Annotated in this window: 17 protein-coding genes; 9 read left to right on the top strand and 8 right to left on the bottom strand. The window is 63.3% G+C overall.

Annotation, left to right across the window (positions count from 1 at the left end):
* Positions 1–52: 52 nt before the first annotated feature.
* The 6 genes from GYH29_RS00915 to GYH29_RS00890 all read left to right on the top strand — a co-directional run bounded on the left by GYH29_RS00915 (position 53) and on the right by GYH29_RS00890 (position 10,732).
* Positions 53–2,143, top strand: a complete 2,091-nt coding sequence (locus GYH29_RS00915) for an acyltransferase family protein (protein WP_161523060.1) — start codon at positions 53–55, stop codon at positions 2,141–2,143.
* A gap of 119 nt (positions 2,144–2,262) precedes the next feature.
* Positions 2,263–4,419, top strand: coding sequence for a UvrD-helicase domain-containing protein (locus GYH29_RS00910; protein ID WP_081574439.1), 2,157 nt, complete (start codon positions 2,263–2,265; stop codon positions 4,417–4,419).
* A gap of 96 nt (positions 4,420–4,515) precedes the next feature.
* Positions 4,516–6,231, top strand: a complete 1,716-nt coding sequence (locus GYH29_RS00905) for a tetratricopeptide repeat-containing response regulator (RefSeq protein WP_019102367.1) — start codon at positions 4,516–4,518, stop codon at positions 6,229–6,231.
* Positions 6,219–6,959 (top strand): LytR/AlgR family response regulator transcription factor, encoded by a 741-nt coding sequence (locus tag GYH29_RS00900; RefSeq protein ID WP_043592411.1) that lies wholly within the window; start codon positions 6,219–6,221, stop codon positions 6,957–6,959. The genes GYH29_RS00905 and GYH29_RS00900 overlap by 13 nt, the downstream gene beginning before the upstream one ends.
* A 227-nt stretch (positions 6,960–7,186) precedes the next feature.
* Positions 7,187–8,887, top strand: coding sequence for a hydrogenase maturation protein (locus tag GYH29_RS00895; RefSeq protein WP_161523059.1), 1,701 nt, complete (start codon positions 7,187–7,189; stop codon positions 8,885–8,887).
* A 387-nt stretch (positions 8,888–9,274) separates the two neighbouring features.
* On the top strand, positions 9,275–10,732 hold the full coding sequence (locus GYH29_RS00890; protein ID WP_161523058.1) for a sensor domain-containing diguanylate cyclase: 1,458 nt from the start codon (positions 9,275–9,277) through the stop codon (positions 10,730–10,732).
* A 23-nt stretch (positions 10,733–10,755) separates the two neighbouring features.
* Here GYH29_RS00890 and GYH29_RS00885 read toward each other — a convergent pair whose 3' ends face one another.
* From GYH29_RS00885 to GYH29_RS00855, 7 genes are all read right to left on the bottom strand, one after another.
* On the bottom strand, positions 10,756–12,111 hold the full coding sequence (locus GYH29_RS00885; protein ID WP_081574443.1) for a nucleobase:cation symporter-2 family protein: 1,356 nt from the start codon (positions 12,109–12,111) through the stop codon (positions 10,756–10,758).
* A gap of 110 nt (positions 12,112–12,221) precedes the next feature.
* On the bottom strand, positions 12,222–12,731 hold the full coding sequence (locus GYH29_RS00880; protein WP_019102205.1) for an ureidoglycolate lyase: 510 nt from the start codon (positions 12,729–12,731) through the stop codon (positions 12,222–12,224).
* Between the two features lie 36 nt (positions 12,732–12,767).
* Positions 12,768–13,808: an allantoicase gene (alc, locus tag GYH29_RS00875; RefSeq protein ID WP_161523057.1), complete on the bottom strand. Its 1,041-nt coding sequence runs from the start codon at positions 13,806–13,808 to the stop codon at positions 12,768–12,770.
* A 57-nt stretch (positions 13,809–13,865) separates the two neighbouring features.
* Positions 13,866–14,483, bottom strand: coding sequence for a LysE family translocator (locus GYH29_RS00870; RefSeq protein WP_052370563.1), 618 nt, complete (start codon positions 14,481–14,483; stop codon positions 13,866–13,868).
* Between the two features lie 11 nt (positions 14,484–14,494).
* Positions 14,495–15,004, bottom strand: coding sequence for a 2-oxo-4-hydroxy-4-carboxy-5-ureidoimidazoline decarboxylase (gene uraD, locus GYH29_RS00865; protein WP_161523056.1), 510 nt, complete (start codon positions 15,002–15,004; stop codon positions 14,495–14,497).
* A complete protein-coding gene (gene puuE, locus GYH29_RS00860) occupies positions 14,995–15,933 on the bottom strand; it encodes an allantoinase PuuE (protein WP_232060477.1) in 939 nt (312 codons plus the stop codon). The genes uraD and puuE overlap by 10 nt, the downstream gene beginning before the upstream one ends.
* A gap of 17 nt (positions 15,934–15,950) precedes the next feature.
* Positions 15,951–16,694 (bottom strand): GntR family transcriptional regulator, encoded by a 744-nt coding sequence (locus tag GYH29_RS00855; protein ID WP_019102210.1) that lies wholly within the window; start codon positions 16,692–16,694, stop codon positions 15,951–15,953.
* Between the two features lie 177 nt (positions 16,695–16,871).
* On the opposite strand from GYH29_RS00855, the gene uraH reads away from it, so the two are divergent.
* The 3 genes from uraH to GYH29_RS00840 all read left to right on the top strand — a co-directional run bounded on the left by uraH (position 16,872) and on the right by GYH29_RS00840 (position 19,361).
* Positions 16,872–17,225 carry a hydroxyisourate hydrolase gene (gene uraH, locus GYH29_RS00850; RefSeq protein ID WP_019102211.1) on the top strand — a complete coding sequence of 118 codons (354 nt, stop codon included), beginning with the start codon at positions 16,872–16,874 and terminating at the stop codon, positions 17,223–17,225.
* 33 nt (positions 17,226–17,258) lie between these two features.
* Positions 17,259–18,512: a urate hydroxylase PuuD gene (locus GYH29_RS00845; protein WP_019102212.1), complete on the top strand. Its 1,254-nt coding sequence runs from the start codon at positions 17,259–17,261 to the stop codon at positions 18,510–18,512.
* 399 nt (positions 18,513–18,911) lie between these two features.
* Positions 18,912–19,361, top strand: coding sequence for a hypothetical protein (locus tag GYH29_RS00840; RefSeq protein WP_043592416.1), 450 nt, complete (start codon positions 18,912–18,914; stop codon positions 19,359–19,361).
* Between the two features lie 198 nt (positions 19,362–19,559).
* Here the strand turns inward: GYH29_RS00840 and GYH29_RS00835 are convergent, their stop codons facing one another.
* Positions 19,560–20,186, bottom strand: a complete 627-nt coding sequence (locus tag GYH29_RS00835) for a hypothetical protein (protein WP_019101778.1) — start codon at positions 20,184–20,186, stop codon at positions 19,560–19,562.
* Positions 20,187–20,310: the final 124 nt, after the last annotated feature.

Genomic DNA, 20,310 nt, shown 5'->3' with positions numbered 1-20,310 from the left:
ATGCTTGGTTTTTATTATTCAAGCCCGAATCACGGCTTGATCCCTCTGCAATATGTCGCTCACTCCTCATTCCTGCATCGACGCCAAAGCTTACCGGCCGGACATCGACGGCTTGCGCGCGCTGGCCGTGCTCAGCGTGGTCGCGTTCCACATCGGCCTGCCTGGGTTTGGCGGCGGTTTTGTCGGCGTAGACATTTTTTTCGTCATTTCCGGTTTTCTGATCAGCGGCCTGCTGCGTCAAGAATTGCTGGCGCAAGGCCGCATTGACTTCAAGGCATTCTACGCGCGTCGCATCCGCAGGCTGGCGCCGGCCCTGGCACTGGTATTGATCTCCAGCCTGATCCTGGCCTACTTCGTGATGCTGCCGGACGACCAGATCAAGCTGGGGCGGGAGGTGCGCGCAGTCGCCACCCTGTCCGCCAACCATCACTTTCTCAAGCACGCCTTCGATTATTTCGACTCCGACGCCGATCTCAAAGTCTTGCTGCACACTTGGTCGCTGGCGGTGGAGGAGCAGTACTATCTGGTCTGGCCCTTGCTGCTCTGGGGCGTCTTCCGCTTAAGCAAGGCGGATCGCCATATCACCGACGTGCGCATGCGCTTGACGCTTGGCGCGGTCTTGCTCGGATCGCTGGCCCTGAGCTTATGGCTGTCCTATCGCGATACGCCGCAGGCCTTTTACCTGATGCCCGCCCGCGCCTGGGAATTCGCCGCCGGCGCCTTGCTGGCGGTGCTGCCGCCTCCACGCAAGCGAAGGCGCTGGGCATTGCCCATCGCCGCGCTCGGCCTGGCGCTATTGCTGGGGTCCATCGCGCTGCTGAATGAGCGCATGGTCTTTCCCGGCGTCATCGTGTTGCTGCCGGTCGCCGGCAGCGTGCTGTTCATTCTGGCCGGCATGCTGGACCCGTCCAACCCGATCAGCCGCTGCATCGGCTCCCGCCCCTGGACCAACGTCGGCCTTTTGTCCTACGGCTTTTATCTGTGGCACTGGCCGCTGCTGGCGCTGGGCCGTTACTGGGGCCTGGGCGAGCGCGACCTGACGCGCGACCTGCTCTTGGGCGGCATCCTGGCGCTGGCGCTGGCCTGGCTCAGCTACCGCTATGTGGAGCAGCCGCTGCGCCGGGGACAATGGCGAAAGCTGCGCGACGTCAAACCCACGCTGCGGACCGGCCTGAGCATTACCCTAAGCCTGTGGTTGCTGGGCACGGCCGCCATGTATTTGCCCAAGCACTTTCCTTGGCCGGGACAACAAAACATTCTGCAAGCCAAGCGCGACGCTTTCCATTTTGTCGGCGATTGCGGCATGCCGACCTCCGGCGTCCCCTTGTCCCCGCGCTCCCAATGCCTGGTCGGTGCGCCCGGCGCGCCGCTTAAACTGCTGGCCTGGGGCGATTCCCACACCGACCATCTGATGCCGCTGTACGACGCGCTGGCCAAGGAGCGCGGCATCGCCATCCTGCGCAGGGTCTACCACGGTTGCCCGCCTCTGGCCGACGCCATGCCGGTGGGCGAAGGCAAAAAACGCAGTTGGTGCCCCAGCTTCGCGCGGGCCGTGCGCGCGGAATTGCCGCAGCTGGCGGCCCAAGGCGTCACCGGCGTACTGCTCAACGCGCGCTGGAACAGCTATACCGCCCAAGATCTGCCGGGCAGACCGGCCATGACCGGTCTGGTGGCGGCCGGCCTCGAAGGCGTCCCCAGCGTCTCCGGCGGCATGAAGGCCGGCGTCGCTCCGCTGGACCGCACCTCCTCGCTGCAGGTCCTGGAGCAATCGCTGGACCGCAGCGCGCAAGACATGGCCGGCCTGGGCTTGAAAGTCGTCCTAGTGCTGCCGGAAGCGGAGATGAGCAAGCCGCCGCCGGAATGCGTGGCCCGTTTGGGCGCGGCGGCCTGCGATGCTCCGCGCGCGGAAGTTGAGAGCCGTCGCCTGCAGATTGTTCAACTATTGCAACGCGTTGCCGCCCGTCACGCCAATATCCGGCTGTGGGATCCTTTGGACCAGTTCTGCGACGCCAAGACCTGCTTCGCCAGCCGTGACGGCAAAGTGCGCTATCAAGACAAGGACCACATCACCGCCAGCATGGCGCTGACCTTGACGGAAAGCTTCCGTCCCAGCTTCGACTGGGCAAGAAACGCCGAACGCTAAACCCGGCCCCGCGAATGGCAGCCTCTTGGCTGCCATTCGCGCTTTTCCCCACGCAATGCCGACGACGTCGACGCCTAGTGTAAAATGGCGTTTTGCCTGAACCAGATAGACACCTCGCCATGACAGATCTCCTCGCCGGCCTCAATCCAGAACAACTGCGCGCCGTCACCTGGCCCGACAAGAGCGCGCTGGTGCTGGCCGGCGCGGGTAGCGGCAAGACCCGGGTGCTGACCACCCGCATCGCCTGGCTGCTGTCCACCGGGCAAACCAGCCCCAGCGGCGTTTTGGCGGTGACCTTCACCAACAAGGCCGCGCGCGAGATGCAGACTCGGCTGGCGAGCATGGTGCCGGTCAACGTGCGCACCATGTGGATAGGCACCTTCCATGGCCTGTGCAACCGCTTTCTGCGCTCGCACTACCGCGACGCCGGCCTGCCGCAAACCTTCCAGATCCTGGACTCCGCCGACCAACAAGCGGCCATCAAGCGCCTGCTGAAAAGCCTGGAGCTATCCGACGAGAAATTTCCGCCGCGCGCGGTGCAAAGCTTCATCAACGGCAGCAAGGAAGCCGGCCTGCGCGCCGATAAGCTGCCGCCCGCGCTCAACCCCTACGAAGCCAAACTGGTGGAACTGTACGCCGCCTACGACGCCCAATGCCGCCGCGAAGGCGTGGTGGACTTCGCCGAACTACTGTTGCGCAGCTACGAGCTGCTGAGCGCCAACCAGGCGCTGCGCCAACATTATTGCAGCCGCTTCCGCCACATCCTGGTGGACGAGTTCCAGGACACCAACCGCCTGCAGTACGCCTGGCTCAAGCTCTTGGCCGGCGACGGCGGCGCCTTGTTCGCCGTCGGCGATGACGACCAGAGCATCTACGCCTTCCGAGGCGCGGAAGTGGGCAATATGCGCTCCCTGCTCAACGACTTCTCGGTCAGCGAGCCGGTGCGGTTGGAACAGAACTATCGTTCGATGGGCAATATCCTCAACGCCGCCAACGCGCTGATCGAGCAGAACGACGGCCGGCTGGGCAAGAATCTGTGGACCGACGCCGGCGAGGGCGAAAAGATCCGCCTGTTCGAAGCCTACTCCGACGGCGAGGAAGCCGAATTCATCACCGACGAGGTGCGCAGCCTCAAGCGCGACGGTTTCAATCTGTCCGACATGGCCATTCTCTACCGCTCCAACGCCCAGTCGCGACTGCTGGAGCATGTGCTGGTCAACGCCCAGATTCCCTACCGCATCTACGGCGGCCTGCGCTTTTTCGAGCGCCAGGAAGTCAAGCACGCACTGGCCTATCTGCGTCTGATCGCCAATCCGGAAGACGACAACGCGCTGCTGCGCGTGATCAATGTGCCGGCGCGCGGCATCGGCGCGCGCACGGTGGAAGGCCTTCAGGCCGTCAGCCGCGAACAGGGCGTCACCCTGTGGCAGGCCGCCTGCGCCTCCGGCGGCGGCCGCACCGCGGCCAAACTGGGCGAATTCGTGCTGCTGGTGGAACGCATGCGCGAACGGGGCCGCGAGCTGCCGCTGGCCGAAGCCGTCAGCCTGGCCATAGACGACTCCGGCCTGCGCGCGATGTACGAGCAAGACAAGAAAGAAGGCGAAGAGCGGCTAGCCAACCTGGACGAATTGATCAACGCCGCCGCCGGCTTCATGCCGGACGAGCCGGCGCAGGCGCTGACCGAATTCCTCAGCGCCGCCAGCCTGGAAGCCGGCGAACACCAGGCCGAAGCCGGCAGCGACGCGCTGCAACTGATGACGGTGCACGCCGCCAAGGGCCTGGAATTCGACGCCGTCTTCGTCTCCGGCCTGGAAGAAGGCCTATTCCCGCACGAGAACAGCATGAACGACGGCAAGGGCCTGCAAGAGGAACGCCGGCTGATGTACGTGGCCATCACCCGCGCCCGCCAGCGGCTCTATCTGTCCAATGCGCAAAGCCGCATGCTGCACGGCCAGAGCCGCTACCCCATCCGCTCGCGCTTCGTCGACGAAATCCCGACGGAGCTCACCCACGACCTATCTGCTAAAGTGAAAACGCAGGCCACGACAAATGCATCAGCCAACGCTTCCTGGCGCGCGGCTCCCAAGGTGGGCCGCGTGGCCGCCGACAATAGCCAGGGCTTCCGCATCGGCCAATCGGTGGAACACGCCAAGTTCGGCAGCGGCGTGGTGATCAACGCCGAAGGCGGCGGCGAGGATGTGCGCCTGCAAATCAACTTCGCCGAACACGGCGTGAAGTGGCTGGATTTACGCTACGCCAAGCTGAGCGCCGGCTGAGTTCGGGCTGAGCCGCTTGCCGCCGCGGCGGCCGCTTGAGCGATTTTTGTAAGTCGCACTGATGACAGTTTGCGGAGAATCGTCAAAGATAGCCAGATGAGCACAGCCAACACCAACTCCACCACCTTCCAGAGCGTCGCCGCCGCGAGCAAGCCCGGCGCCTCCGCGCGGAAGAACTACGACGATCCGTACAGCAAGCGCCTGTTCCTGATCATCGACAGCCTGCCGGAAATGCAACGCGCGCTGGCGATGACCCTGTCGTCCTTCGGCGCCGACAAGGTGGAGTACGCCAGCAAGGCCGGCGATGCGCTGGCCAAGATGGCCAAGTACGAGTTCGACGTGGTGCTGTGCGACTACGATCTGGGTAACGGCTACGACGGCCTCTATCTGTTCGAAGAGGTCAAGGAGCGCAATCTGATCAAACAGTCTTGCGTGTTCATGATCGTCACCGGCGAGCGCCGCTCCCAGCGCGTGATCTCCGCCGCGGAACTGGGGCCGGACGACTACCTGCTCAAACCCTTCACCGGCGAAGTGCTGCGCGAACGACTGGAGAAGGCGATGCGCCGCCGCGAAGCCTTCCGCCTCGTGGACGAGGCCATCATGCGCCACGAATACCTGAGCGCCATCGAAGTCTGCTCGCGTCTGATTAGCGAGCGCGGCGAATTCACGCTGGACTTCATGAAACTCAAGGGCTCGCTGGCGCTGAAGATTGGCGACTTCGACAGCGCGCGCTCCTTGTATATGGACGTGCTGCGCATCAAGCCGGTGCCCTGGGCCAAGATGGGCCTGGCCAAATCGCTGACCGGCCTGAAAGCCTACGACGAGGCGCGGCTGCTGTTCGAAGAAGTGCTCACCGACAACGACCGGGTGATGGAAGCCTACGACTGGCTGGCCAAACTCTATCGCAGCAACCACAATCTGGACGAAGCTCAGGCCACCTTGAAGCAGGCCACCGATATCTCGCCGGTGGTGTTCCGCCGCCAGCAACAGCTAGCGGAAGTGGCCCTGCTCAACAATCAGCTGGAAGTGGCGGAAAACGCCTGCCAGACCACGCTGGACATCGCCAAATACACCTGGCACCGCAGTCCCACCCACTACGCCGCGCTGGCGCGGGTGCAACTGGCGCGCGGCGACACCGCCAACGTCGGCCGCACCCTGTCCAATCTGCGCCGCGACTATCGCTACAACGAAGAAGGCGAATGGATGGCCGGCGTGGTGGACAGCCAGCTGCAAAACAAGAAGGGCAACCGCGACAAGGCCCGACAGTTGTTCAGCGACGCCGAAGCCAAATTCCGCCAACTGGCGCCCAAACTCAGCAGCGACGCGCAGATGGAGTTCGCCCGCGCCTGCTACGCCCAGGGGCACAAGGACGCCGGCAACAATGTGATGCGCGATCTGGTGCGCAACCATCACGACGACGAGGAACTGCTCGCACGCTTCGGCGACATGTTCGAAGAAGTGGGCCTGGGCGAAGACGGCCGCCAGCTGATCGCCGACAACGTGCAATCGGTGCTGGAGCTCAACAACCAGGCGGTGCGGGAAGCCCAGGCAGGGCAATTCGACTCCGCCATCGAACGCTTCGTCAAAGCCCACGAGGAAATGCCGCAAAACATCCAGGTCATGCTCAACCTGATCAACGCCACCATGGCCTACGTCCACCGTCAAGGCTGGCACGAAAGCCATATGCGCCGCGCCCACGACATGCTGGGCAAGGTGCGCGACATCGCCCCCACCAACAACAAGTTCCAGAAAATCCTTCAAGCCTGGCGCATGCTGGTGGAAAAGCTGGGCAAGCCGCAATGGGTGCTGTAAGCCCCTGGCAAGACTGGCGCGCGCTGGTGGTGGACGACGAGCCGCTGGCCTGTGAACGACTGCGCCAGCTCTTGCGGGAACAAGGGCTGCAACACGTCTACTGCCTGACCGATAGCCGCCAGGCCATGGCCTGGCTGACACAGAACCTAGCCGATATCGTGCTGGCCGATATCTCCATGCCCGGCGTTTCCGGCCTGGAACTGGCCCAGCAGCTGCGCCGCCAGCCGTTGGCGCCGCAGCTGATCTTCACCACCGCCCATGAACAGTACGCGGTCAACGCCTTTGAACTGGAAGCCATAGACTACCTGCTCAAACCGGTGCGTCGCGAACGGCTGCGCCAGGCGCTGGAACGCGCCTGCCGCCAGCGCGGCGATGCGCCGCAGCCGGAAGCCAGCTTCACAGTGCGCCAGCGCGACCGCCTACTGCCCATCCCTTTCTCCCAGGCCCGTTATCTCAAAGCCGAACTCAAATACGTCACTCTGGTGACCCCGGACGCGGAATACCTGCTGGACGAAACCCTGATTGCGCTGGAACAACGCCTGGGCGACGCTGCCGTGCGTATCCATCGCAATTGCCTGGTGATGCGTCACGCGCTGCGCGAACTGTTCCGCGCCAACGCCGACGGCGAAGAACAATGGCAAGTGCGTCTGGCCGATATCGGCCAACCTCTGCCGGTCAGCCGGCGACAGTTGGCCAGCATCAAGCAATGCTTGAACCAGCAGGACTAGGCAGCACCTCCCCTCTGATTCCACCGCAAGCAATATACAGATCACAAAAATAAAGTATCTGTCATTATTTTAGACAGAATAATGCGTTTTGATTTTCAATCGCATCAAGCTTGACATTAGTCATTTGTCATTATCAGAACTAAAACTATTATCCTCGCCCATGCGCACGGTCCACGCGGCAGCCATCCACCGCCGGCCATGCATTCATTTTTGGGCAAGGAGTGGTCATGCAGTCTTTGAAAATCATTTTGTTATCGTCGGCGTTCAACGGTCTCACCCAACGCGCTTGGCTGGAATTACGCCAGTCCGGTCACCAAGTCAGCGTGCAGCTATTCACCAATGAGCAAGAGGTCGGCGCCAACATCCAGCAATCCGGCGCCGATCTCGTCATCTGCCCCTTCCTCAAAGACCGGGTACCGGAAACCCTATGGCGCGACGCCAGCCGGCCGGTGGTCATCATCCACCCCGGCATCGTCGGCGACCGCGGCGCTTCGGCGCTGGATTGGGCCATCACCCTGCGAGAAAAACGCTGGGGCGTCACCGCGCTGCAAGCGGTGGAGGAAATGGACGCCGGCCCGATCTGGTCCAGCTGCGAATTCGACATGCCGGCGGAAACGCGTAAATCCGAGCTCTACAACGGCCCGGTCAGCGACGCCGCCATGTATTGCATCCGCGACGTGGTGGAGAAGTTCGGTACCGGCTTCGAGCCCGCGCCGCTGGACTACGGCCAAGTTCATGTGCGCGGCCGGTTGCAACCCAATATGAAGCAAAGCGACCGCGCTTTCCTGTGGCAACAGCCCGCCGTAGAGATCAAGCGCCGCATCGACGCCGCCGACGGCCAGCCCGGCGTGCTGACGCAGTTGGCCGGTGGCAACTACTACGTCTACGATGCCCATCTGGACCACCGCGCCGGCCAGCCCGGCAAACTACTGGCGGTGCACGACGACGCCGTGCTGGTGGGCGCCGGCGAGCACAGCCTGTGGCTGGGCGCGCTGCGGCGCAAACCGGAGGCCGGCGAGGAAACCTTCAAGCGCCCGGCGCGACATGTGCTGGCCGGTTTGCTGGACGGCGTGCCGCGGCTGGACTGGTCCATCAATACCCACCCACACTGCGAGGAAAGCTACCAGCCCATCCGCTACCGCGAATACGGCCGCGTAGGCGAACTCACCTTCGAGTTCTACAACGGCGCGATGAGTACCGAACAATGCCAACGGCTAAGCGAGGCGCTGCGCTGGGCCAAGGCCCAGGACACCAGCGTGTTGCTGGTGCGCGGCGGCCGCGGCAGCTTCAGCAACGGCGTCCACCTCAACGTGATTCAGGCCGCGCCGGAACCGGGCTTGGAGGCATGGGCCAATATCCAGGCCATCGACGACGTCTGCCAGGAAATGTTGACCGCGCGCCAACTGGTGGTATCCGGCCTGACCGGCAACGCCGGCGCCGGCGGCGTGATGCTAGCCTTGGCCGCCGACCTGGTCTTCGCCCGCGGCGGCGTGGTGCTTAACCCTCACTACAAGACCATGGGTCTGTACGGCTCGGAATACTGGACCTACAGCCTGCCGCGCGCGGTGGGCGAAGAACAGGCCCGGCTGCTCACCGACGCCTGCCTGCCGCTGAGCGCGCGCGAAGCTTGGCGTCTTGGCATGGTTCACGACATCGGCCCGCACGACCCGCACGACTTCGGCGTCTGGTTGCGACAAGCCGCCGGGCTGGCGCTGAACGACGACCGCTTCCGCCCGCAACGCGCGCGCAAGGCCGAGCTGGACTTGGAACGGATGGAGCGCTGCCGCCAAACCGAGCTGCTGGAAATGCGCCAGGACATGGTGGAAAACCGCGGCCAGTTTTTGGAGAAATGCCGCAATTTCGTGTTCAAGCGCAAGGCCTGCGGCACGCCGCAACGCCTGGTCGCCGATTGGGCGCAGACGCGCTAAGAACCTGTTCCTAGTCTGCTGCGCTTCAGCCATACGGCGTTAAAAACAAGCTCAAAATGCTCATGTACCACTCGTACATTCCGCTTTTTCGTTCGTTTTCGCCTTGTCTCACCCTTGCTCGCGAGACTTTGAACAGGCGCTAAGCAGCGCCCAGCCGGTTTTCAATCACCAAAACGGCCCGCCTAGGCGGGCCGTTTGGTTTCAATTTCATGACGAAAAACAACAGTATTGTTTTACGTACAACTACTTAAAACCCGCTTTTTCATCAGTCAAAGCTAAAAAATAGCCGCGCCTTCTTATAAAATCTGTCATCCCCTCTTTCCCCCTTCCTACGGTTGCTACATGCGGACACGGCTGGTTTATGCAGGATGCATCGCGATATGGCTGGTGCTGAGTGCGCTAGTCGCTCTGTCGATCGCCAGTCACGCGTTGCTGGGCGCCGAGCAACAATTCAACCGTGACGCTCTACTGCTATCCGAACAGCTCAATCAAAAACTACAAAGCCATGAAACCGTGCTGGACAGCTACGCCACCTTCAGCGCGCTGGATCGCCGCCGGGATCTGCCGTCTGAAAAAAGACTGGCTCGGCAACTGCTCCGCCGCTATCCGCAAATCCAGTGGCTGGGTCATATCGAACGCATAAGCCCTGACCAGTTGCCGATGTTCGGCCAACGCCTGAAGCAACTGTACGGCCAAGCGCTGCCCATGCCCACCGCCAGCGGCGGCGGCTGGGAAGGCCGCTTTGGCCTGTTCCCGCTAGTCTTCATCGAACCCATGCCCCAGTCCAACCTGCTGGCCGCGGACCTGGGCCGGCTGCAAGCCGCGCGCCAAGCCCTGCAGAACACGCTGGAAAGCGGCCGGATGGAAATCTCCAGCCAGATCAAACTGCCCGGCCTGCCGGCCGGCTACCTGCTCATCCGCGCCATGGACGACATGCTGAGCAAACCGCTGGCCGCCTCCCTAGCGCCGGCGCACTTCGCCGCCATGGCTATACGCGCCGACAGCCTGCTGCCCAGCCCGCTGTCGCTGCGGGAAGGCGTGGAAGTTCGCCTGTTCCACCGCAACGATCCTCCGCCAGGCCCACCCGCCCTGCTGCGCGGCCCCGAGCGCGCCAGCGCCTTGGAGACCCTGCTGTTCCCGCGCTTGGAAGCTCGCCACCCGCTGGGCGGCGCCAACCAACCGCTCTTGCTCACTATCAACCAGCAACTGGGCTGGCGACAGATCGGCACGTTCGAATGGGGCATGCTGCTGGTCCTGTCGCTGGCTCTGCTGACCGGCTTGCTGTTGGTGTCCCATCACTACCTGCAATTGGCGCACGGCCGCCGCCAACGAGAAAACCAACTGTTCTACCTGGCCAACCACGACCGACTTACCGGGCTGGCCAACCGCAACTTATTCTACGACCGGCTGCAGCACGCCATCTCGCGCGTGGATCGCAGCGGCAAACGGCTGGCCCTGCTGTTTCTGGACTTGGACCGCTTCAAACCGGTCAATGACACCTACGGCCACATCACAGGCGACCGCATCCTGCAACTGATCGCAGCCCGCATCAAGGAAGAATTGCGCGGCGAAGACACCGTGGCGCGGCTGGGCGGCGACGAGTTCGTGGTGTTGATGGAAGACATCGAATCCAACCGCGAGGCGGACAAAATCGTCAATCGCCTGAAACAAGTGATCCACCAACCCTACGAGGTCAACGATCATTTAATTTCAGTGGGCGTCAGTATCGGCATCGCCTATTACCCGGAGGACGGCTTGTTGATCGACGAGCTGCTGACGGTGGCTGACCGGAAGATGTACGGGAATAAACGCGAGATCGCGGCGGCGGGCGCCGAGACGGCCTGATCCCAGGCCGCCGCAACACGGCCCTAATGCGCAGCCTCCCCAAGCGCGACGCCCGGCGACGCCGTTTCCCGCGGCCGCGCCAGGCCGTTGAACCAGACATTCAATGCCACCGCGCTAACCGTGGCCAGCAGGATGCCGCTATGCAATAAGGGCGCCAGCACCTCCGGCAATTGCCGGAAAAAGCCGGGCGACACCGTCGGAATCATGCCCAAACCCAGGCTAATGGCCACCACCAGCAAATTATGCCGCTGAGTCTGATAATCCACCTTGCCCAGAATCTTGATCCCGGTGGCCAACACCATGCCAAACATCACCAGGCCAGCCCCGCCCAACACAAAGGGCGGAATAGACGCCACGATCAGCGACATCTTGGGCACCAAGCCAAACACCACCAGAATGCCGCCTGCCATCACGCATACCCAGCGGCTGCTGACGCCGGTAACGCCCACCAGGCCGACGTTCTGGGAGAAGGAGGTATGCGGGAAGGAATTGAACAGACCGCCAATCACCGTACCCAGCGCATCCACCCGCAAACCGCTCACCAAGGCAGCTCTGTCCACCGGACGCTCCACAATCTCCCCCAGGGCCAGGAACATGCCCATGGACTCGACGAAGATGATCAGCATCACCACGGTCAACGTCAGGATGGACCACAACTCAAAGCGCGGCATGCCGAAACGGAAGGGCGCGATGGGCGCGAACCAGGCCGCCTCGCCCAAGCCGCCCAAGTTGACCTTGCCCAGCAGCAAGGCCAGAGCAAAGCCGAACAACAAACCCAGCAACACCGCGATATTGCAGAAGAAACCTTTCAGATAACGGGTAACCAGCAGAATGAACACCAGCACCGCCACCGATACTCCCAGATAGAGCGGATGGCCGTAATCCGGATTGCCTCTGCCACCGGCGGCCCAGTCAATGCCGACGCGGATGATGGACAGGCCGATGGAGGTGATCACCACTCCGGTGACCAGCGGAGGAAACAGGCCGATCAACCGTCCCATCAGCGGCACCAGCAACAAGCTGAGCACTCCGGCGCCGATGGTCGCGCCGAAAATGCCGGGGAGGCCCAGCGCCGGATTGCCGCCTATGGCCACCATCGGCCCCACCGCGGCGAAAGTCACCGCCATGATGACCGGCAAGCGGATGCCCAAGCCGCGGACGCCCACGCACTGCAATAAGGTCACCACCCCGCAACAGAACAGGTCCGCGCTGATCAAAAACGCGATTTGCTCCTTGGGCAGGCCCAGGGAACTACCGATGATCAGCGGCACCGCCACCGCACCGGCGTACATCACCAACACATGTTGCAGGCCCAGAGTGAACAGCTTGCCCAAGGGCAGGCGTTGATCCACGGGGTGTACCGACAGCTTGGAATCCATGCTCGTCTCCTTTATAGATGCCGGGCCGCTTTTTCAAACACCGCAGCCCTGACGACTTGCTGGTATTACACAACGACTCCTTGACCGCTAAAAAAGGAGGCCTACGCAGGCTAGTCCGCGCTGACCGATTGGATGAGATAGGACTGCGACAGCATCGCCTCGTCGCAATTGTCGCCGGCGCCGATCCGGTCCAGCAGGATGAAATCGCCGGCCCGCTCCAGACAAGTCAGCGGGTGATGCCAAGTGCCGCGATGGTAGTTGACGCCCTGATCGCCGCGCGCCAGAAAGGCTCGGATCCGGCTTTCGTCCGGCCGGTCGCCGACGCAAGCCGGTGCCACCACCACCACGCAAGGGACGCCGTTGCAAGGGATGAAAGCCTGGCTGCCCAGCGGGTGCCGCTCCAGCATGCGGATCTCCAGCGGCAGATGATGCGCGTCGCCGCGCGCCATGCTGATGCCGGGCAGGCCGCCGTCGCCGGCGACATCGATCAGACCCAGCCGGTGATAGCGGCGAGTGCTGCCCTGGTTGATGGGAAACCAATCGCTGCCATCGGCTTCAATCACGTCGCCAAACGGGGCGAAAGCCTGTTTGGTCAAAGGCTCCAAGCTTAAAATCATCATGCCGCGCTCCTCCGTGGGGTGGCGGACCCAGGCGGTTCAATCCGCCAACCGTCCCCAGATTCGCAGCCGGCTGACCCCGCCGTCAGGGAAAATGTTCAGGCGGACATGGGTGACCGCGCCCAGATCGCGCAGCAACTCCTTGCCATAAAAATGCTGCCGGTCCATTTCCGTTTTCTGCTCCGGCAGCAAAACATCCCAAAACATCGCCTGGGTCACGATGGACTGATCGGTGCCATGGCGGACATAGGCGGCCTGCACCGAAATCCGGTCCGGATAATTGCCCTTGAAGTGGGCGGTGTCCACTTCGATGCTCTCCACCAGCGCCGCATGCCCCAGCTCGACGATGCACCAATCGTTGCCCGGCTCCCTGCGGCGTCGGGTTTCCCAGCCGTCGCCCATATTGACACCGCGTCCCGGCATCAGCAGCCGGAACGGCACGCCGAAATGGGCGTCGTTATAGGCGACGATGCGGCCGCCCTTCGTCAGCGCCGACACCTCATGCAGCGCGGCCGGGTCCTGCCGCGCCCAGTCGCAGGCGGGTTGTCCGTATACGCGGAAGCGCGCCACACCGCCGTCCGGATAGATATTCAAGCGCAAATGGGTCCAATCGCGCGCATCCTCAATCGCGATGAAATGATGAGCGCTGGGGCCCAAGGACACGGCCGGCAGAATCTCCACCCACTCTGTCCGTTCGTCAGGATCGTCGGCCGATCGGCAGGCCTCCACCGAAGCCGCCGGCGGATAGTTGCCGCTGAAATGGCTGGTATCGATGTCCAGCCCTTTGATCACGCCAGGCAGGCCCAGCTTGATCACCGCGTGGTCGTAGCCTCCGTTGCGGCGGCGACGGGTTTCCCAGCCGTCCATCCATTTGCCGTGATCGTCGAACTCGCCGACGATAAACACCGGCTCGGACGCTTGCAGCATCCGCTCCGCCGCGGCGAACCACTGATCAGAACAGGTCAGGACCCTGGCGCCGAAATCGGCGGCGGCCAAGTTAGCGTAACGCCGAGCGAACTCCGGCACATCGGCCGCCGGTGCGTGCAGCACCGTTCCCGCCGGGTGATTGACAAGCGCCATCAGATTTTCTCCTTCTCAGTGCGTCGACGCGCGCCGGCAGGCCGCGCCGCCCGCCGTTCACGCCGCTAGCCGGCCCCAGATCAGCGCCAGCCCCAAGGCGAGGAAAAACAAGGCCGAAGCCTTGAGAAACACGATGCGCAACACCGCCATACGCTGGAAGAACAACTGCGCCAACACGCCGTAAGCGGTCTTGCACGATAAATCAACCACCACCCAGCCAGCCGCCATCCACCCCAATTGCGGCGCCAGCGGCGCTTGGGCGTCGATGAACTGCGGCAGCAGCGCCACGAAAAAGGCGATGTCCTTGGGATTGCTGATGCCCAACAGAAAGGCATGGGAAAACCATTGCGTCGGAGCGCCGCTCCGGCCGTCCTGCGCGCCCGCGGCCTGCCCTGCGCCCCGCCAGGCCTTGAGCCCCAGCCACAACAGATAAGCGGCGCCCAACAACTGCAAGCCGGCGAATAGGCCGGGCGACGCCAGAATCAGCGCGCCCACGCCCAATGCGGACAAAAGCAGCAGCGACAAAGAAGCCAGCACACCGCCGGCAAACGCCGGCCAGGCACGCAGCAGGCCATGCTCGGCGCTGGTGGTTACCATGAACAGGGACAGCGGTCCGGGCACGGCGATCACCACCAGGATGGACAACAAATACATGACGAGAATCTGGCTGGACATGGCCGCTCCGGCTAAGCAATCAGTTGGGCCAGACGTAGGCCGGCGATCCGGTATATCTGCTGCAAACAAGCCTGCCGTTCCGCCTCCGGCTCAGCGGCCAGCCGCCGCTGAAACTCGGCGATGATGCCCGCGCGCTCATAACCGCGGACGGCCATAACGAAGGGAAAACCGAAGCGGGCCCGATAGTCGGCGTTCAAGCGCCGCAACACTTCCAGCTCCTGCGGCGAGCATTGATCCAAGCCGGCGTCGCCTTGCTCGGCGGCGGACTCGACGGTCAAGTCGCCGTGCTGCGCCGCCTTGCCGGCCAATTCCGGATGCGCGCGGATCAGACGCAATTGCGCCTCCACCCCCGCTTCCTCCACCTGTCGCCGCATGCAGTCGTGCAAGTCAGCCATGCTGGCGAATGGCCGCTGATCGGCTACCTGCGCCGCCACCCAGGGCGAATGTTCGAAAATGCCGCCCAGCGCGGCAACGAACCGCTCCGTCGGCAGCGCGTTCAACTGCGTCAGCGTCAAGGACATGACCCGTCTCCGGTGAAAGGATGCGCTTCCCGCCAATGCCGGGCGATATCCACCCGCCGGCACACCCACACTCGCGGATGCCGCTCCAGATAATCGAGAAAGCGGCACAGGCCGGCAAAGCGGCCGGGCCGGCCGATCAGCCGGCAATGCAGCCCCACCGACAACATGCGCGGTTTGTCGGCGCCCTCGGCGTAGAGCACGTCGAACGCGTCTTTCAGATAGCTGAAGAAATGCTCGCCGGTATTGAAACCCTGGGCGGTGGCGAAGCGCATGTCGTTGGTGTCCAGCGCGTAAGGCACGATCAGATGCGGCTGCTCGCCGCCGTCGCTGCGCCGCACCAGGGTCCAGAACGGCAGATCGTCGCCGTAGTAATCCGAGTCGTAGAGAAAGCCGCCGTCGTCCGCCACTAGCCGACGCGTGTTGGGGCTGTCCCGGCCGGTGTACCAACCGGACGGACGCTGGCCGGTCAGGCGGCGGATCGCCTCCACGCAACGCCGCATATGCTCGCGCTCCACCGCTTCGTCCACTTCTTGGTAATGAATCCAGCGATAGCCGTGGCCGGCCACCTCATGGTCCAGCTCCGCCAGCGCACTGGCCAGCTCCGGGTGTCGTTCCAGCGCCATGCCCACGCCGAACACCGTCAGCGGCAGACCCCGCCGCTCAAACTCGCGCAGCACGCGCCATACTCCGGCGCGCGAGCCATACTCGTAAACCGACTCCATCGACAGATGCCGCGCCGGATACGTCTCCGCGCCGATGATTTCCGACAAGAACTGCTCGGAGCCGGCGTCGCCATGCAGCACATTGTTCTCGCCGCCCTCCTCGTAATTGAGCACGAACTGCACGGCGATGCGCGCCCCCCCCGGCCAATTAGCCTCCGGCAGTTCGCGGCCGTAGCCGATCAAATCGCGTGGATAATCCCCCTGCATGGCCATCCTTCCCGCAATCAGCGTTTGAGGTTGAACACCGTCCACGGGTCCAGGCGGCTGGGGGCTTCCACCTTCATCCGCCGTTCGCAGTCTTCCAGATGATGATGCATCGCCGCCGCCGCGCCGGCGCGGTCTCCCGCCTCCAGCCGCGTCAGAATCGCCTCATGCTCGTCGAAGGAGCAGGCGCTGCGGCCGGGCACATCGTACAAAGCAATGATCAACGAAGTGCGCGAGCACAGGCCGTGCATCAGCTCGGTCAACACCTCGTTGTCGGCCAGCCGCGCCAGCTGCACGTGAAAAGCGTTGGACAGGCGAATCCAGCTGACCCGGTCGCCGCGTTCGAAAGCCGCGCGCTCGTCGGCCACCATGCGCCGCATCGGCGGCAAACGCTCGGCCAGATCGGACAAGGCCAGCAGCTTGTCCAGAATCGCCGCCTCCACCATGCGCCGCGCCTCGAACACATCTCGGGTTTCCTTCTCGTCCGGCTTGGCGACGAAGGCGCCGCGGTTGGGCTGGATGTCCACAATCTTGTCGTGCGCCAACTGGGCCAGCGCGCTGCGGGCGCTGCTGCGCGAACACTGGAAGGCGTCGCACAACACCGCCTCGGTTAGCTTGACCCCCGGCAATAGCCGCTGATCGATCACCGCGTCGAAGATTTCCCAGTACAAGCGGTCGGCGTCATTGCTCGGCGCGCCGTCGCCCACCAGGGTGGACGCCCTGGGCGCGGCGGCGGCCTGGGTTCCGTTAGCGGAATGCAACATGTCTCCTCCTGGTATTTCCATATCCTGCTCTATGCTTTCAGAATTTTGTTGACAATTATTGTCGTGAGCAAACACTATCGTCAACACAAATTGTCGACAATTTTAAATCGCCATCGCGAACAACAAGATCGACAACAGGTCCGCCAGATCGGGCCGCACAACAAAGGAGAAACAACCGTGGGCAAATTGACCACCCATGTGCTGGACACCATGCACGGCAAGCCGGCGGCAGGCGTGCGCTGCCAGTTGTACCGGCTGGACGGAGAGCAACGCCAGTTGCTGGCCGATGCGGCGACCAACCGCGACGGCCGCTGCGAGCGCCCGCTGCTGGAAGGCGAATCACTGCGCGCCGGCGTGTACGAACTGCTGTTCCATGCCGGCGATTACTTCGCCGCCCAGGGCGTGAAACTGCCGGAACCGCGCTTCCTCGATCAGGTAACGCTGCGTTTCGGCATCTCCAATGCGGACGAAAACTACCATGTGCCGCTGGTGGTGACCCCGTGGTCCTACTCCACCTATCGCGGCAGTTGACGCTGTTCCCGTCCCCCACCCGGAAACCTCGCCATGGAAAACTACCTGCTGGAGCTGGGCAACCTGCTGCTGCGCTGGTTGCACGTGATCGCCGCCATCGCCTGGATAGGCGAATCGATTTACTTCGTCATGCTGGACAACAGCCTGTCCCCGCCCTCCGCCGCCGATGCCCGGCGCGGCCTGCACGGCGAGATGTTCGCCGTGCACGGCGGCGGCTTTTACCACAACCAGAAATACCTGGGCCAGCCGCCGTTCCCGCTGGACGACAAGCTGCACTGGTCGTTTTGGAAATCCTATGCCACCTGGCTGTCCGGCTTCGGCCTGTTCTCCCTGCTCTACCTGTTCAACGCCTCCTTCTACCTAGTCAACCCGGCCAGCCCCTGGGCCTGGGCGGCGGCCTTGTCCGGCGGCCAAGCCGCGCTGATCGCCACCGCCTTCCTGCTGGGCGGCTGGCTGGCTTACGACCAACTCTGCCGCCGCATCAGCCCGGACATGAACCGCGACGGCCCGCTCAGCATGGCGGTGGCGCTGCTGATGACGCTGGTGGCTTACGCCAGCAGCCAAATTTTCCAGGGCCGCGCCGCCTTCCTGATCACCGGCGCGGTGATGGCCACCTGCATGTCGGCCAATGTGCTGTTCTGGATCATCCCCGGTCAGCGCCGCATGGTGCGCGCCATCCGGGCCGGCGACAAACCCAATCCGCTGGACGGCCTGCGCGGCAAGCAGCGCTCGGTGCACAACACCTATTTCACGCTGCCGGTGGTGTTCCTGATGATCAGCAACCACTACTCCTTCACCTACGGCAACCGCCACGCCTGGCTGATCATGGTGCTGTTCATCCTGTCCGGCGCGCTGATCCGTCAATACTTCGTGCTGCGTCACTCCGGCCGCAAGCGGCCGCTGCTGCCGGCGTTGGGCGGCCTGTTGCTGGCCGGCATGGCGCTGTTGGCCGCGCCGCCGCCGCCCACCATCGCGCCAACCGCACCGCAAGCCGCGGCGGATTCGCTGGCGGCGTCGACGGCGCAAAAAACAGCCGACAGTCTGCGCCAGATTCACGCCATCATTCAGAACCGCTGTCTGTCCTGCCACTCGGCCACGCCCAGCCAGGCCGGCTTCGTGGCGCCGCCGGCCGGTTTGAAGTTTGACGATGCGCAGGAAATCCTCATCAACGCCCACAGAATCAAGCAGGCGGTGGCGTCCAAATACATGCCGCTGGCCAATTTGACCCAGATGACCCAGGAAGAGCGCGAGACTCTGGCGAAATGGGGACCGGCACCCGGCCGCTAACGCAACGCCGACCCGTTTGAAAATAGCGAGCGGCTTAGCCATATGGGTTGACTGGGGATAACTTTCCCATTCCGCCTCATCTGTGGATATCTTGAAACGATCAAGAAGAAGCCGCCTCGCCTTGACCCCCGCCCGCCGCTCGGCAACAATCCCCCCGTTGCCGCCTACACGCGGCACCCGGGATTGGCGTCCCGGTACATCTCCATCTTTGTGGCCTACGCAGCAACTGCGCAGGCTGCTTTACCATGGCCGCGCCATTTGGCAGGCGCATGGTGGGGGAGTGCCATGGCACTCGCCGGTTTGGAGACAGTCCGGTACGCCAATCCTGCCACGCGCCTGCCTAATACCTCAGCCTTCCCCGGCAGGTGGTTTATCTTGTGTCACAGCAGGAGAAACACCATGCATCACGCTCAAAACTTCCCCCGTCGCCGCCGCTACAAACTGCACTCGCTGGAGCAGCAGGAAGCCTTGCTCCCCTTTGTTCGTTTCTGCCCCGGCCGCACCTATCGGCATTACTGGCAAATGCCCACGCCCCGTAAGGACTACCCCGCCGACAGCGCCTATGGCCGCGAATGCGCAGCGCATTTGCTGCAATGGATGAAGGACAACCGCGAATACGTCGGCAAGGGCCTGCTCAGCCGTGTGGCGCGCGACATCGACTTTGACGACCGCGACGGACGCGGCCAGTGGATGGGCTTCTTCAACTATCTGGAAATCATGATGCTGCTGGGGGCCGATCGGGTCCGGGTCTATCGCCATGTGGATAGCCAACATCAGCTCTATCTGGCGCTGGGACAGCGCTTCAGCCTGGAAGCGCGCTTCCGCCGTATCCGGCTGCGCAACCGCTGACCTAAGCTGGTGGGTATCGCTACGCTCAACCCACCCTACGGCGAATGGTCTTGTAGGGTGGGTGGAGCCGCAGGCAATACCCACCAAGCCCCGCCGGGGATTAGCCTCGCCGCCTTTCCTTGTGCGTCACGGTTAAGGATTTTGTGGAGCGACGGCTACCGCAAACAAGAGCCGGAATGAAAACGCGCGTCCTGTCTTTCAGGACGCGCCGCCCTGCCAACAGACGCCGCCAAGCAGAGGTTCCGCCCAGAAAGGCGGGCGGGTTCCCTCGTCCGAGACTTTGGCCATTTCCACCCAAGCCTCCTGCTTGCTCCATTCATACAAGACGCCGGGCTGGATCAGATGCAGGTAGACGCGCTCGAATGCCGACGACTCTAGCAAATCATGAGTAGCGGCAGTCAGCGCCGCTTCCTGAATAAAGGCGGGAAACAGGGTGGTGGCGGCCACGCCGCCGAACTGCGGGATATTGGCCGCCAGCAGCAGGCTCAATTCATAGCCCGGCTTGGCCGCGTAACGCTTCACGCATTTGGCCTGAATCCGGTATTTGATCGCGGCGATGGGGGCGTTGGGCACGCTGATGTCCACATCCTCGCCCTGTTGCGCCTGGCGCACTTCGCGCGCGCGCAGACAGCCTTTGCCGCCGCCAAAAAGATGCTCGTCCGCATGCACTTCCGTCACTTCAAAAGCGATTCGCCGGCCGTCGCTGAGGGTGGCGCCGACATCCGGCAGCGGCGGCGGCCAGGACTGCCGGTCCACGGCGTGCAAACCCTTGCGCTGCAATAACCGCAGCACCAGTTCCTGCTCCTTCTGCGCTTTTAACGCCATCGGCCTCCCCCTGCGCACGTCCGGCGGCGTTGCGGCGCGGCGGTGGCCGAAACGCCGAGACGCGGTTATTTTGGCTATCGCTCAACTCAACCCGGCACAAGATATTTCTTTTTAGCACAAAAAA

This window comes from Chromobacterium haemolyticum (assembly GCF_009936155.1).
Classification (GTDB): Bacteria; Pseudomonadota; Gammaproteobacteria; order Burkholderiales; family Chromobacteriaceae; genus Chromobacterium; species Chromobacterium haemolyticum.
This window is presented reverse-complemented; position numbering and strand designations above follow the sequence as displayed.